Genomic DNA, 13766 nt, shown 5'->3' with positions numbered 1-13766 from the left:
CTCATGCTGCGCATCGCCGTCCCCAACAAGGGTTCCCTGTCAGGCCCTGCGGCGGAGATGCTGCATGAGGCCGGCTACCAGCAGCGCAGGGAGTCCAAGGAACTGCGGATCGTCGACCCGGTCAACGAGGTCGAGTTCTTCTACCTCCGCCCCCGCGACATCGCGATCTACGTCGCCTCCGGCCGGCTGGACATCGGCATCACCGGCCGTGACCTGCTGATCGACTCCGGGGCCGACGCCGAGGAGATCCTCCCGCTCGGTTTCGCCCGCTCCACCTTCCGCTACGCCGCCAAGCCCGGCACCGTCACCGGGGCCGGCGACCTCGCCGGCAAGACCGTCGCCACCTCCTACGAGGGCATCGTCGCCGCGCACCTCGCCGAACACGGCATCGACGCCTCCGTCGTCCACCTCGACGGCGCCGTGGAGACCGCCATCCAGCTCGGCGTCGCCCAGGTCATCGCGGACGTCGTGGAGACCGGCACCTCTCTGCGCAACGCCGGCCTCGAGGTCGTCGGCGATCCGATCATGACCTCCGAGGCCGTGGTCATCCTCCCCCGGGCTCGAACGCACTCGCCCGGGGGGACCCCCACCACCGGCGCGGACGGCGAGGAGCCCAAGGTGCAGCAGTTCCTGCGCCGCCTCCAGGGCGTCCTGGTCGCCCGCACGTACGTGATGATGGACTACGACTGCCGGGTCGAGCAGCTGGAGAAGGCCGTCGCGCTGACCCCCGGCCTGGAGTCCCCGACCGTCTCGCCGCTGCACAACGAGGGCTGGGTCGCCGTCCGGGCGATGGTGCCCTCCAAGGACGCGCAGCGGATCATGGACGACCTGTACGACATCGGGGCCCGCGCCATCCTCACCACGGCGATCCACGCCTGCCGTCTCTGACCGGGCGGGGAGGAACCGTCATGTCCGGCACCGAGCTTCCCGAGCTGCCCGTCACCTTCCGGCCCGGCCGCACCCGCGCCGTGCTGCTCTCCGCGGGCGTCGCGCTGTTCGTCGTCGTCAGCCTGATCGGGCTGCTCCTGAGCGGGCTCGGCCCGGGGGAGCGGATCAGCTTCGTGTTCACCGCCGCGCTGCTGGCCGGTGTGCTGTTCCTGCTGGCCCGGCCGAAGATCGTCGCCGACGAGGCGGGCGTCACGGTCGTCAACATCGTGCACCGGCGCCGCCTCGAGTGGGCGGAGATCCTTCAGGTGAACCTCCGCTCGGGTGACGCCTGGGTGTTCCTCGACCTCAGCGACGGCACCACCCTGCCCGCGCTCGGCATCCAGCCGGGTATCGCCAGGCAGCGCGCCGTCGCCGACGCCCGCGTCCTGCGGGCCCTCGCCGAGGCGCACTCCGCGCCCGGGGCCGGGACGCCCCGCGACTGACCCCGGCCGGCCCGTCGCCGCGTCCGGACCGCGGAGCGGCTGGAGGACGCCCTGGAGCTGGGCTCCCGCCCGGTCACGGACGTCCTGCTGCGCCGTGATTCCCTGGTGACGGTCACCCCGGCGGTCACCGCGGGGCAGGTCGTGGAGCTGACCGCCCGCACCGGGTACTCACGCTTCCCGGTGGAGGCCGAGGGCGGCGCCTTCCTGGGCTACCTGCACGTCAAGGACGTCCTGGACCTGGAGGACGCCGACCGGTCCGTCCCGCGGCACCTGTGGCGTCCGATGACCACCCTGCGTCCCGAACTCCCGCTGGACGACGCCCTGACGGTGATGCGCCGCGCGGCCACCCACCTGGCCCAGGTGGCCGACGCGTCCGGCAAGGCGCTGGGCCTGGTCGCCCTGGAGGACGTCCTGGAGATGCTCGTGGGCGAGGTGCGGGACCCCGCCCACCGCGGGGTCACGCTCACCCCGCAGCGGGCGGGCGGGGCGCCGGAGGAGGCGATGACCACCTGACGACGGGCGGCCCCCCGTCGTCACGTCCGTCGGGGTCTCACGGCTCCGACGGGTCCGAGGGGCCCCGCCCCGACAGCACCTCCCCGTACGCCTGCATCAGGTCCGGCAGCCGCAGGGTCGCCAGGTCCTCCCGGGACAGCGGCCCCGGGTACGCCGACAGCCGCAGGTCCCGGTAGGCGCAGCTCTTCTCGTACAGGGTGCGCAGGAACCGTCCGTTGCCCAGCTCGTCGATCCAGCCCTGGTCCACCACGTGCCCGGTGACGGAGCGCAGCTCGTCCAGGGCCTCCTCGTCCCACACGTCGCCGTTCTCCGCGGCCAGCACCTCGCCGATCCTGGTCAGCTCCGGCGGCCGGTAGGAGGGGAAGTCCACGCGGGTGGTGAACCGGGACGACAGCCCCGGGTTCGCGGTCAGCAGCCGGTCCATGCCCTCCGGGTAGCCGGCGAGGATCACCACCAGGTGGTCGCGGTTGTCCTCGGCCCGCTTCAGCAGCACCTGCAGCGCCTCGTCGCCGTACGCGTCGCCCTTGCCGTACCCGGAGTTCGACAGGGAGTACGCCTCGTCGACGAAGAGCACCCCGCCGAGCGCGGAGTCGATCAGCTCGTTGGCCTTCACCGCGGTCTGCCCCAGGTACTCACCGACCAGGTCGGCCCGCTGGGCCTCCACCAGGTGGTCGCCGCCGAGCAGCCCGAGGGCGTAGAAGACCCGGCCCAGGATGCGGGCGACGGTGGTCTTGCCCGTGCCGGAGGGTCCGGAGAAGACGAAGTGCCGTTTGGGCGGCTGCACCGGGAGACCCTGGCCGGTCCGCAGCCGCGCCATGTTCAACTGCGCCGACAGCGCCTTGACCTGACGCTTCACCGGCTCCAGGCCGACCATGCGCTCCAGCTCCGCGAGCGCCTCCTCCAGCAGCGCCGGATCGGTGGGGCCCGTGCCCGGGAGCAGCACCGGGCCGGGGCCGCCGAAGCGCTCGCGCGCCCCCGGCCCGGCCGGCGGGGGCATCGGGGAGGGCGCGGGCCCGGGAGCGGGCAGCCGCAGGTCGCGGCCCTCCGTCCCGAAGAGCGGGTCCAGGGTGTCGGGGCCGTCGACGGTGTCCTGCCCGGCGCCGCTCAGGGTGATCGCGGCGAGATCGGCGGAGTCGTCGTAGCCGTCGCCCTCGGCGATCGCGGCGAGCCGGGCGGAGGTGTCCATGAAGGCCGGATCGACCCGGTGCACGGCCCGGTACAGGGGGAGGGCGGCGGCGCTGCGGCCGGTGCCCTCGTGCGCGCGGGCCAGCCAGTAGCGCAGCTCCTTGCGCTGCGGCTGCTCGCTGCGGCACCGCATCAGCGCCGCCGACAGCAGCGGCTCGGCCTGCCCGTACATCTCCAGCCGCACCCGGGCCATGCCGCCGAACAGGCCCGCCTCGATGCCCAGCAGCGGGTCGTCGACGAGCGGGTCGGTGTGCCGGACCAGCTGCTCCCAGTCCTTGACCAGGTAAGCGCGGCAGGCGTGCAGGAAGCGGACCTGCGGGTCGGTGTCCACCGGGGGCAGCCCGGCGAGCGCGCGGTCCAGCTCGGGGACGTGCCGGCCGTCCAGCCAGTGCGAGGCGTGGGCGAGCAGCAGGTCGCGCGGGGTCTCCAGGACCGGCTGCACCCACCAGCCGAGCCAGTACCAGGAGTTGAGGGTGCGGCGGTGCCGGGCGCGCTGTTCGCCGAAGCGGTCGCGGTGGCGGAACATGCGCAGCAGCGCGGCCGTCGTGTCGACGCGCAGCGCGTGCAGTCCGAGCCAGCCGTCGGCCATCCCCGGATCGATCCGCACGGCGGTCCGGAACTCCTCCTCCGCCTGCGGATAGGCGCCCATCGTGTAGGCGTCCACGCCTCGCAGCCAGGCGAGGTCGGCCGGGGCCTGCGGGCCCTGCGTGCCGAAGTCCATCGCGTCCCCCACGGACCGTGCCCCCGTCGGTGTGCCGGCCGGCCCTCGGCTGCCGGCGTCCTGTGGCCGAACCGCCGTGCCGCGGACCGGAGTTGCCAGGTGCGCGAAGCGTCGTCGCCGGTCGCACCGAGGGGCATCGTACCTGCGGGGGCGCCGCGTCCACAGGGTGCGGAGCAGGGGAGACGGAGAGGGGGAGGGGCGCGTGGGAGGCGCGCGGAAGGTGATCCTCACCCAGGGTGATCGTCATATGCCGCTGTGCGCCCGGAAAGCGTGAAAAGGGCAGAACGAAGCCCCCGATCACGGGGGAACAACCGGGGGCTTCGCGTCTTCCGGCGGCTCCCGAAGGGCCGCACATTGAGAACGTAAGACCTGTACGGGCCCTCGGTCAAGCCGAGTTGGGGGACCGTGGCAACTTGTCCGGGACCGTTCTTCACGGGATCACCACATCGCCTACGGTCCGTCACCGAGCGTGATCGAGCAGGGTGCCTCGTCCGTCCCGGCAGGCCCGGGAACCACCTCGTATCCCTGCTGCCGCTGCCGTACCAGCAGGTGCGCGAAGGGGCGCGAGGGGTCGTCGGCGAAGTGCGTGCGCTCCGCCCGCTCCCAGCCGTCCCAGAACGCCCGCTGCTCCTCGCCGTCCCGCGCCCGCCCCCGCGCCCAGGACTCCTCACGCGGCACGTCCATCCACAGCAGCAGCGCCAGACACGGGCGCAGCGCCTCGCGTCCGGCGCCGACGCCCTCCACGACCACCACCGGCGCGGCGGGCAGCGGGCACGGCGGTCCGGGGCGCCGGGCGCGCCAGTCGTAGGGGGCGTAGTGCGCGGTCGCGCCGCGGGAGAGCGGGCCGATCACCTCGTCGCGCAGCCGTGCGGTCCAGTCGAACAGCTCGTCGTGGCGGGCGATGTCGTCGAGGTGCAGCACCGGGGCGCCGCCGAGCCCGGCGGCCAGCAGCCCGGCGAAGGTCGACTTCCCGGACCCGGCGTGCCCGTCGACGGCGACGAGCCGCACCGGGCCGCACGAGGGAGGGAGCCGGCGGATGCGGGAGGCGAGCGTGTGCATGGCTGGTTCCCGGGCCGTGAGGAGGGCGTACGGGAGCACTCTAGGCGCCGGACGGCACGGTGGTCCGTGCGGCCGGGACCCCGCCCGTCACGGGCGGGAGGGCGCGCGTCCGCGGTGGATCCGCCACTGGTCGAGTCCCATGTCGGTGGACGCCGCGCGGCCCGGATGCTGGCAGGATCCGCCCGGCTGCGTTCATAGTGGGGCCCACACCCGCTCCATCCGCCGGACGCACACCCCCCGGCGGCCGCGCACCGGTCCTGTCCCGACCCGACACCTGGGGGTCCCCCACCCATGAGCAGAGCCGAACTGCCGTCCCGCAGAACCCTGCTGACCGCGGCGGTCGTCGCCACCGTCGCCGGGAGCGCGGCGACGGCGTCCGCGGTCGTCCCGACCGCCGGCGCCACCCAGCCCGCGGCGCCCGGGCGGGCCGCCGCCCGCACCGTCGACAACCGCGCCTGGACCACGTACACCGACTGGCGCTCCGGCACCGCCGCCGGCGCCCGCGCCGTGGCCGGCGTCCGCCCCGGCCTGGTGGTCGCCGAGGCGGCCGGCACCACGGACTACACCGATCCGCACACCGGCCGCACGGCCGCCTGGGAGTACGCCACCTGGACCTCGCCCGTCCACCGCCTCGCGGTCCCGTCCACCGAGGCGATCGCCTCCTGGAACGCGCACACCCCCGAGGGCACCTGGATCCAGGTCGAGCTGAAGGGCGCGTACTCCGACGGCACGGACACCCCCTGGTACGTGATGGGCCGCTGGGCGGCCGGCGACGGCGACATCCGGCGCACCTCGGTGGACGACCAGGGCGACGGGAGGAGCAGCGTCTGGACGGACACGCTCGCCGTCGACGACGCGTCCTCGGGGCTGCGCCTGACCTCCTGCAGGCTGCGCCTGACCCTGTACCGCCGCCCGGGTACCCGCCTCACCCCGACCGTGTGGCGCCTCGGCGTGATGGGCTCCGACGTCCCCGACCGGTTCACCGTCCCCGCCTCGACGCCCGGCCTCGCCAGGGAACTGATCGTCCCGCGCTACTCGCAGGAGATCCACAAGGGCCGGTACCCGGAGTACGACAACGGCGGCGAGGCCTGGTGCAGCCCCACCTCCTCGCAGATGATCATCGAGTACTGGGGCGGCCGGCTCTCCGAGGAGCAGCTCTCCTGGGTCGATCCCTCCTACGCCGACCCGCAGATCTGCCACGCGGCCCGCCACACCTACGATCACCAGTACGCCGGGTGCGGCAACTGGCCGTTCAACGCGGCCTACGCGGCCACCTTCCCCGGCCTCCAGGGCGTGGTCACCCGCCTGCGGTCGCTCACCGACCTGGAGACGCTGATCGCGGCGGGCATCCCGGCCATCACCTCCCAGTCGTTCCTGGAGGAGGAGCTGACGGGAGCGGGTTACGGCACCGCCGGGCACCTGATGACCGTGATCGGCTTCACCGCCGACGGCGACGTGATCGCCAACGACCCCGCCTCGGAGGACAACGAGGCCGTGCGCCGGATCTACCGGCGGCGCGAGTGGGAGAACATCTGGCTCAGGACCAAGCGGTACAACGCCTCCGGGAAGGTCGCCTCCGGCACCGGCGGCGTCTGCTACCTGTACTTCCCGGCCCGCCCGACCCCGCGCCAGCGCAAGGCGCTCGCGGCGGTGGGCGTGCGCTGAGCCGGCGCGCGCGGCGGTCCCCGGCCGTCACCGGGGCCCGCCGCGTGTGACCAACCTCTCGGCGGCACCGGCCGGTTCCGGTGGCAAGGTGGAGGACGTCGCTTGGGGGGATCCACGCACCACGGAGACCAGGTAGAAGTCATGAGCGCCAACGCAGCCACCGTCACCCGCGTCCGTACCGGCGGACCCCGCGAGGACGGTCCGAAGATCGTCGAGCATGTGCTGGGCTGGACCCTCGTCGTGGTCCTCGCGATGCTCGTGACACAGCTGGGACTGCTGTAGTCCCGCGGTGCGAGCGGCCCTGCCGCGGCGCGGGCCGACCTGCCCCATCCCTGCGGGACCGTCCCGCTCCCGCGGGGGGCCCGGACCGACGGCGAACCTCAGCCGGCATCCCGTGGCGCCTCCCCCGGATCGCGGCACCCGGCGAGCGTCGGCCCGTCGCGCCGGGCCCATCGCCATCGGACGCCGTCTGTTCGCCGACCGGTCCCACGGCGCGCTTCGGCGGGGCGATGCGCGCCGTCGAGGAACGGGACCCCTCGTATCCGGTTCCGGAGCCCGCACGCCGTGACGGCCGGCGGCGGCCGGGGACGACGCGGGGGCGGGACCCTCTCGCGGGGCCCCGCCCCCGCGCGTACGGCTTCCGCCGTCCACCGGACGGCCTTGATCAGCTCGCCGTCCGCGGTGCCGCCGCTGAGCTCCCGGAGGAAGGTGCCGCCCGGGCCCCGCTCGTCCTTCCAGGCCGTCTTGGCGGCGACGGTCTCCGGGGTGTCGTGGCTCCACCTCTCGTCACCGCACTTGGCGTAGGCGGTGCCGTCGCCCGTGCCGGTGGGCAGTCCGGCGCCGAGCGCGGCGGCGCATGCCGCGGACACGAGCGCCCGCAGGGGGCGGGGGCGGTGGGGGGACGGCATCCGGTGTCTCCTCGCGGGGGAGGGGGAGCCGAGTCGCTTGGCGCGAATGCGGTGATCCGGTGGGGCGAAAACCCCAGGAGGACTAGACCGGTTGGCCAATGGTGCGGACCAATGCGGTCACCGGGGGACGCCGTACAGTGTCGTGGAAGTAAGCGGTCGTTAACTGGTGACGCGCTGCCGCCGATCGGGCATACTCACAGCGCACAGCCGCTGGTCAGCAGCTTCCGAGACCCGGGAGTGCGACCATCGGCCAGGCACTGACACGACCCCGGCGCGGACGCCTCCACCCCAGGCGCACGCCGATGTGCCCGAACAGGGAGGAGAGCGACGCCATGCCCGACCGCGCCCCGCAGCCGGTGGACCGGCTACTGCCCACGGACGAGGCCCGGGATCTGATCTCGCTCGTCCGCGACATCGCGCAGCGCGAGATCGCCCCCAGGGCCGCCGAGGAGGAGGAAGCGGGCCGCTTCCCGCGCGAGCTGTTCACCCTGCTGTCCGAGTCCGGCCTGCTCGGCCTGCCCTACGACTCCGAGTACGGCGGCGGCGACCAGCCGTACGAGGTCTACCTCCAGGTCCTCGAGGAGCTCGCCCGGGTCCGCCTCACCGTCGCCCTCGGCGTCAGCGTGCACACGCTCGCCACCTATCCGCTCGCCGCCCACGGCACCAAGGAGCAGCGCGCCGAACACCTGCCCGCGATGCTCGGCGGCGGCCTGCTCGGCGGCTACTGCCTCTCCGAGCCCTCCTCCGGCTCCGACGCCGCGTCCCTGCGCACCCGCGCGGTCCGCGACGGGGACGACTGGGTCGTCGACGGCACCAAGGCGTGGATCACCCACGGCGGCGTCGCCGACTTCTACACGGTCATGGCACGCACCGGCGGTGAGGGGGCGCGCGGCATCAGCGCGTTCCTGGTGCCCGGGGACGCCGAGGGGCTCAGCGCCGCCGCGCCGGAGAAGAAGATGGGCATGAAGGGCTCACCCACCGCCCAGGTCCACTTCGACGGCGTCCGGGTCCCTGACGCGCGCCGCATCGGCGACGAGGGGCAGGGCTTCGCCATCGCCCTGTCCGCGCTGGACGGCGGCCGGCTGGGCATCGCCGCGTGCGCCGTCGGCGTGGCCCAGGCGGCGCTCGACGAAGCCGTCGGCTACGCCACCGAACGGCGCCAGTTCGGCAGGCCGATCGCCGACTTCCAGGGGCTGCGCTTCATGCTCGCCGACATGGCCACCCAGATCGAGGCGGGACGCGCGCTGTACCTGGCGGCGGCCCGGCTCCGCGACGCGGGGCGGCCGTTCGGCCGGCAGGCCGCGATGGCCAAACTGCACTGCACCGACGCCGCGATGCGGGTCACCACCGACGCCGTGCAGATCCTCGGCGGCTACGGCTACACCGCCGACTTCCCCGCCGAGCGCTACATGCGCGAGGCGAAGGTCCTGCAGATCGTCGAGGGCACCAACCAGATCCAGCGCATGGTCATCGCCCGCCACCTCGCGGGGTCGGAGACGCGCTGAACCGGCCGGACCCGCGCCGGGGCCGGGCGAGCCGGACCCGCTCCGGGGCGTGCCGCCCCGGTCCGCCCCACGTCCGCGCCAGGCCGCGGTGGAGGGGGCGGGTCCGGGAACCGAGGCGGCGGGGCGGTCACGGCGGTCTCGGCTGGTGGCCGCACGGACCCCGTGGCGCTGACGCCCGGTCGTCGCCTGCGTGGGGGGCGTCATGCCCGGCCGGCGCACGATCGGACCGGTCGTGGGGGTCCGAGGGGAGCGTGTGTTCACCCGTGCCCCGTGCGGCGGAAGCGGAAAGCGGAAAGGGGACGGGGGTGGCGAGGAGCGGGGGTGGCGGAGCTCCGCCGCCCCTGGGCCGGTCCGCGCTCAGGCGGCGTCGCGCCGCATCGCCGGGAACCGGATCGGACGCGATCCCGGGCCGCCGACGTGCGAGAAGGGCTGGGTCCGCCAGTCGAGCCCCTGAGGGAGCGTCAGCAGCAGGGCCGTGTCCTGCTCCTGGGGCGTGACGGTCTCGTCCGCGGGCCGGGCCTCGGACGCCCGGCGGCCGGTGCCCCGGCAGACCGTGAGCCCGAACGGGTTCCACGGCGAGGCGCACAGGGCGTGCTCCGGCAGGACCTCCTCGTCCGCCAGAAGGGCGATGGGCTGCGAGCAGTCCGGGCACACGACCCGGAACATCTCGAAGGTGTCGTACGGGTCGGCGTCCTCGTCCGGGGTGCCGGGTTCGACGTACTCCGGATCGGGCATGACGACCGGCTGCTGCCGCTTGGACGTGGTACGACCAGGGCGCTTGAGACTCTGCATTGGGTACTCCCCCTCGGGCTGGGCCGTTCAGGCGCTGCGGCCTCGACCACAGCAAGCACTTCCCTCGACCTCTCGGGGGTAATCACGGAAACATCACGGAGACGGCGCAACGGGTGTGGTCTTCGTCACATGTCGCTCGCGGGTGCCGTCCGAGGCCCCCGCACACCGGCGTTCCGGTATCCGAGGCGATCAAGCGCCCTGTAGGTTCAGCGCCATGGAGGAGCTGGACCGACAGATCGTGCAGCTGCTCGTCAAGGACGGGCGGATGAGCTACACCGACCTGGGCAAGGCCACGGGCCTGTCCACGTCGGCCGTGCACCAGCGGGTGCGGCGGCTGGAGCAGCGCGGCGTCATCCGCGGTTACGCGGCGGTGGTCGACCCGGAGGCGGTCGGCCTGCCCATGACCGCCTTCATCTCGGTCAAACCGTTCGACCCCAGCGCCCCCGACGACATCGCGGACCGGCTGGCCGGCGTCCCCGAGATCGAGGCGTGCCACAGCGTCGCCGGCGACGAGAACTACATCCTCAAGGTCCGCGTCGCCACCCCGCACGAGCTGGAGGAACTCCTCGCGAGGGTCCGCACCCTGGCGGGAGTCTCCACGCGTACGACGGTGGTCCTTTCGACGCCCTACGAGGCACGGCCTCCCCGCGTCTGACGCGCCCGGCGGACTCGGGCGGGCGGACCGGGCCGGGTCAGGCATACGGGCGCCCTGCGGCAGGCCGGTGACCGCGTCGGGAGGCGCCGGCCCCGAACGTGCGACGGCCAGGGGCGGCCGCGTGGGTCCGGGCGGCCGGCCGGGCCGGTTTCGTCGTGCCCCGTGTGGCCGCCGGCCCACGCGGCCGTGGGCACGGTGGGGTGCCGTCGGGGTGCGGCCGCCGGGCGGAGCGGCTCGATCCGCCGGCGGCCTGCCGCGGGCTCGGGGCGCCGCGGGGTGCTGGAGGAGCGCCGCCCCGAACGGGACCTGCGTGCGGGGCCGCACGCCCGGCGCGCGAGACTGAGGGCATGAGTGAACGTATCGCCCCGCCGCCCACCGTCCTGCTCCGTCGTGGGGAGGTGCACAGCCCCGCCGACCCCTTCGCCACGGCGATGGTCGTCGAGCGCGGGCAGGTCGCCTGGGTGGGCTCCGAGGGCGCCGCCGACGCCTTCGCGGACGGTGTCGACGAGGTGATCGACCTCGACGGGGCACTGGTCACCCCGGCGTTCACCGACGCGCACGTCCACACCACCGCCACCGGCCTCGCCCTCACCGGCCTGGACCTGTCCGACGCCGTCTCCCTGGAGGACGCCCTCGCCCGGGTGCGGGAGTTCGCCGCCGGCCGCCCGGACGACCGGGTGCTCCTCGGGCACGGCTGGGACGCCTCCCGCTGGCCCGGCGGCCGGCCCCCGACGCGCGCGGAGCTCGACGAGGCCACCGGCGGACGCCCCCTCTACCTGAGCCGCATCGACGTGCACTCCGCCGTCGTCTCCACCGCGCTGCTCGACCTCGTGGCGGACGGCGTGACCCGCGAGGACCGGCCGCTCACCGGGGACGACCACCACGCGGTGCGCGCCGCCGCGCTGGGCGCCGTCACCCCCGCCCAGCGCGCCGCCGCCCAGCGCGCCGCCCTCGCCCACGCGGCGTCCCTCGGCATCGGCACGGTGCACGAGTGCGGCGGCCCCGAGATCTCCTCCGAGGACGACTTCACCGGCCTGCTGCGCCTCGCCCGCGAGGAGCCGGGCCCCCGCGTCGTCGGCTACTGGGCCGAGCAGGACGTCGCCAAGGCCCGCGAGCTGGGCGCGCTCGGCGCGGCGGGCGACCTCTTCGCCGACGGCGCCCTCGGCTCGCACACCGCCTGCCTGCACGAGCCGTACGCCGACGCCGCCCACACCGGCACCGCGCACCTCGACGCCGGCGCGGTCGCCGCCCATGTGGCCGCCTGCACCGAGGCGGGCCTCCAGGCGGGCTTCCACGCCATCGGCGACGCCGCGGTCACCACCGTCGTCGACGGCGTCCGCGCGGCGGCCGAGAAGCTCGGCCTCGCCCGGGTGCGCGCCGCCCGGCACCGCGTCGAGCACGCCGAGATGGTCACGCCGGAGACGATCGCCGCCTTCGCCGAGCTCGGTCTCACCGCCTCCGTCCAGCCCGCCTTCGACGCCCTGTGGGGCGGCGAGGACGGCATGTACGCCCAGCGCCTCGGCGCCGAGCGCGCCCGCACGCTCAACCCGTTCGCCGCCCTGCTGCGGGCCGGCGTCCCGCTCGCCTTCGGCTCCGACAGCCCGGTCACCCCGCTCGACCCGTGGGGCACCGTCCGGGCGGCGGCCTTCCACCACACCCCCGAGCACCGCGTCTCCGTCCGCGCCGCCTTCACCGCGCACACCCGCGGCGGCTGGCGGGCGACCGGACGGGACGACGCGGGCGTCCTGGCGCCCGGCGCCCCCGCCGACTACGCCGTCTGGCGCACCGGCGAACTCGTCGTCCAGGCGCCCGACGACCGGGTGGCCCGCTGGTCCACCGACCCGAGGTCCGGCACCCCCGGCCTGCCCGACCTCACCCCCGGCCGTGACCTGCCCGTCTGCCTCCGCACGGTGGTCGGCGGCCGCACGGTCTTCGTACGACCGGGGGAGTGATCCGCACGGGCGGCGCGGTGACGATCACGCGCCCCGCCGCCGTCGCGCGACCTGCGCGTCCTCGCCTCCGACCAGGCACGTGACCCGCATCGCGCAGGTGGGAGGGCTGTTGACAGGCGGCCGCGGGGGGCCGGTAGGTTCGGCGGGTCCACCACCGGACGCCCGACCGGAGAACGTCCGGCCACTCGGGCCGGCGCCGCTGGGTCAGGGACGGTGTGCCGTACCGGGCACCGCCACTGGGAGCCAGGCTCAGCGCGGCACGGGACCGAGGGACGCTCCCGCCGGCCGGGGAGGTGCGACCCCGGGTGGGGCCCTGGCGCTCAGTAGACAACGGCTCCAGGTCGATCCGCAGCCGGCGGGTCCCGGGCCGGCCCGAAGGGCGCCGGGCCCCCATCCGCTGTCCGTCCGCGCGTATCCGGCAAGGGGAAGACGCGCCTACCCGATCTTCGGGAAAGACGCCACCACATGTACGTCCTGCCACATCACCGAGGGCCGTGCCGACTAAGGTGGGATCCTGCGCACAGGACATGAAGGGGCAGCAGTGAACGACGGCGACGGGACCCTCGCGGCAGGATCCCAGGGGCGGAGATTCGGCCCGCTCGGTACGGCTCTGGTGATCATCCCCACGTACAACGAGGCGGAGAACATCAAGGCGATCGTCGGACGCGTGCGCAAGGCCGCTCCCGAGGCGCACGTCCTCGTGGCCGACGACAACAGCCCCGACGGCACCGGCAAGCTCGCCGACGAACTGGCCGCCGGCGACGACCACGTCCAGGTGCTGCACCGCATGGGCAAGGAAGGCCTCGGCGCCGCCTACCTCGCGGGCTTCCGCTGGGGCCTGGAGCACGGCTACGGCGTCCTGATCGAGATGGACGCCGACGGCTCCCACCAGCCCGAGGAACTGCCCCGGCTGCTCACCGCCCTCAAGGGCGCCGATCTGGTGCTCGGCTCGCGCTGGGTGCCCGGCGGCCGGGTGGTCAACTGGCCGAAGTCGCGGGAGTTCATCTCGCGCGGCGGCAGCCTCTACTCGCGCATGGCGCTCGACCTGCCGCTGCGCGACATCACCGGCGGGTTCCGCGCGTTCCGCCGCGAGACGCTGGAAGGCCTCGGCCTCGAGGATGTCGCCTCCCAGGGGTACTGCTTCCAGGTCGACCTCGCCCGGCGCGCGGTGAAGGCCGGCTACCACGTCGTCGAGGTGCCCATCACCTTCGTGGAGCGCGAGCTCGGCGACTCCAAGATGAGCCGGGACATCCTCGTCGAGGCACTGTGGCGGGTCACCGCCTGGGGCGTGGGGGAGAGGGTCGGCAAGGCCCTCGGACGCGACGACGACAAGCCCCGCCAGCCCCGGGCCGGCAAGGCCGCCCCGGCCACCCCGGCCCCTCCGGTCAAGGAGACGACGCCGGGCGCCGAGCGCTCCGAGTCGTAGGAGGGCCGCAGGACG

At 74.6% G+C, this 13766-nt stretch carries 11 protein-coding genes and 2 pseudogenes; 9 read left to right on the top strand and 4 right to left on the bottom strand.

Translation table 11 applies throughout. From position 1 onward, the window contains the following. Window positions 1–3 precede the first annotated feature (3 nt). From hisG to ACWH4W_RS26585, 3 genes and pseudogenes are all read left to right on the top strand, one after another. The gene (gene hisG / locus ACWH4W_RS26595; protein ID WP_473078372.1) at window positions 4–888 is read left to right on the top strand and encodes an ATP phosphoribosyltransferase; all 885 of its coding nucleotides are present in this window, start codon (window positions 4–6) and stop codon (window positions 886–888) included. A 20-nt stretch (window positions 889–908) separates the two neighbouring features. Next, complete coding sequence (locus ACWH4W_RS26590) at window positions 909–1370, top strand: PH domain-containing protein (RefSeq protein WP_473078371.1); 462 nt, start codon at window positions 909–911, stop codon at window positions 1368–1370. A gap of 33 nt (window positions 1371–1403) precedes the next feature. After that, a pseudogene (locus ACWH4W_RS26585) lies at window positions 1404–1883 on the top strand (CBS domain-containing protein); the annotation flags it as partial. A gap of 37 nt (window positions 1884–1920) precedes the next feature. Here the strand turns inward: ACWH4W_RS26585 and ACWH4W_RS26580 are convergent. Together ACWH4W_RS26580 and ACWH4W_RS26575 are read right to left on the bottom strand one after the other, a co-directional pair. Continuing rightward, window positions 1921–3789 (bottom strand): AAA family ATPase, encoded by a 1869-nt coding sequence (locus tag ACWH4W_RS26580; protein WP_473079268.1) that lies wholly within the window; start codon window positions 3787–3789, stop codon window positions 1921–1923. Between the two features lie 450 nt (window positions 3790–4239). Further along, window positions 4240–4848: a hypothetical protein gene (locus tag ACWH4W_RS26575; RefSeq protein WP_473078370.1), complete on the bottom strand. Its 609-nt coding sequence runs from the start codon at window positions 4846–4848 to the stop codon at window positions 4240–4242. A 291-nt stretch (window positions 4849–5139) separates the two neighbouring features. On the opposite strand from ACWH4W_RS26575, the gene ACWH4W_RS26570 reads away from it, so the two are divergent. Both ACWH4W_RS26570 and ACWH4W_RS26565 read left to right on the top strand, forming a co-directional pair. After that, complete coding sequence (locus ACWH4W_RS26570) at window positions 5140–6513, top strand: peptidase C39 family protein (protein ID WP_473078369.1); 1374 nt, start codon at window positions 5140–5142, stop codon at window positions 6511–6513. 141 nt (window positions 6514–6654) lie between these two features. Beyond that, entirely contained in the window at window positions 6655–6795 is a 141-nt protein-coding gene (locus ACWH4W_RS26565) for an SCO1431 family membrane protein (protein ID WP_473078368.1), read from the top strand. Window positions 6796–7163: 368 nt separating this feature from the next. On the opposite strand, the pseudogene ACWH4W_RS26560 reads toward ACWH4W_RS26565, so the two are convergent. Beyond that, window positions 7164–7340 (bottom strand): annotated as a pseudogene (locus ACWH4W_RS26560) (chitinase); the annotation flags it as partial. A gap of 413 nt (window positions 7341–7753) precedes the next feature. Between ACWH4W_RS26560 and ACWH4W_RS26555 the strand changes: the two are divergent. Then, window positions 7754–8926, top strand: coding sequence for an acyl-CoA dehydrogenase family protein (locus ACWH4W_RS26555; protein ID WP_473078367.1), 1173 nt, complete (start codon window positions 7754–7756; stop codon window positions 8924–8926). A gap of 357 nt (window positions 8927–9283) precedes the next feature. On the opposite strand, the gene ACWH4W_RS26550 is transcribed toward ACWH4W_RS26555, so the two are convergent. Continuing rightward, window positions 9284–9718 (bottom strand): hypothetical protein, encoded by a 435-nt coding sequence (locus tag ACWH4W_RS26550; RefSeq protein ID WP_473078366.1) that lies wholly within the window; start codon window positions 9716–9718, stop codon window positions 9284–9286. Window positions 9719–9932: 214 nt separating this feature from the next. Here ACWH4W_RS26550 and ACWH4W_RS26545 point away from each other — a divergent pair, with 214 nt between their 5' ends. The 3 genes from ACWH4W_RS26545 to ACWH4W_RS26535 all read left to right on the top strand — a co-directional run bounded on the left by ACWH4W_RS26545 (window position 9933) and on the right by ACWH4W_RS26535 (window position 13751). Further along, on the top strand, window positions 9933–10373 hold the full coding sequence (locus ACWH4W_RS26545; protein WP_048458120.1) for an Lrp/AsnC family transcriptional regulator: 441 nt from the start codon (window positions 9933–9935) through the stop codon (window positions 10371–10373). 347 nt (window positions 10374–10720) lie between these two features. Next, window positions 10721–12325: an amidohydrolase gene (locus ACWH4W_RS26540; RefSeq protein ID WP_473078365.1), complete on the top strand. Its 1605-nt coding sequence runs from the start codon at window positions 10721–10723 to the stop codon at window positions 12323–12325. Between the two features lie 541 nt (window positions 12326–12866). Continuing rightward, the gene (locus ACWH4W_RS26535) at window positions 12867–13751 is read left to right on the top strand and encodes a polyprenol monophosphomannose synthase (protein ID WP_473078364.1); all 885 of its coding nucleotides are present in this window, start codon (window positions 12867–12869) and stop codon (window positions 13749–13751) included. The last annotated feature ends 15 nt before the right edge of the window (window positions 13752–13766 follow it).

Source organism: Streptomyces sp. DSM 120436 (genome assembly GCF_055778765.1).
This window is presented reverse-complemented; position numbering and strand designations above follow the sequence as displayed.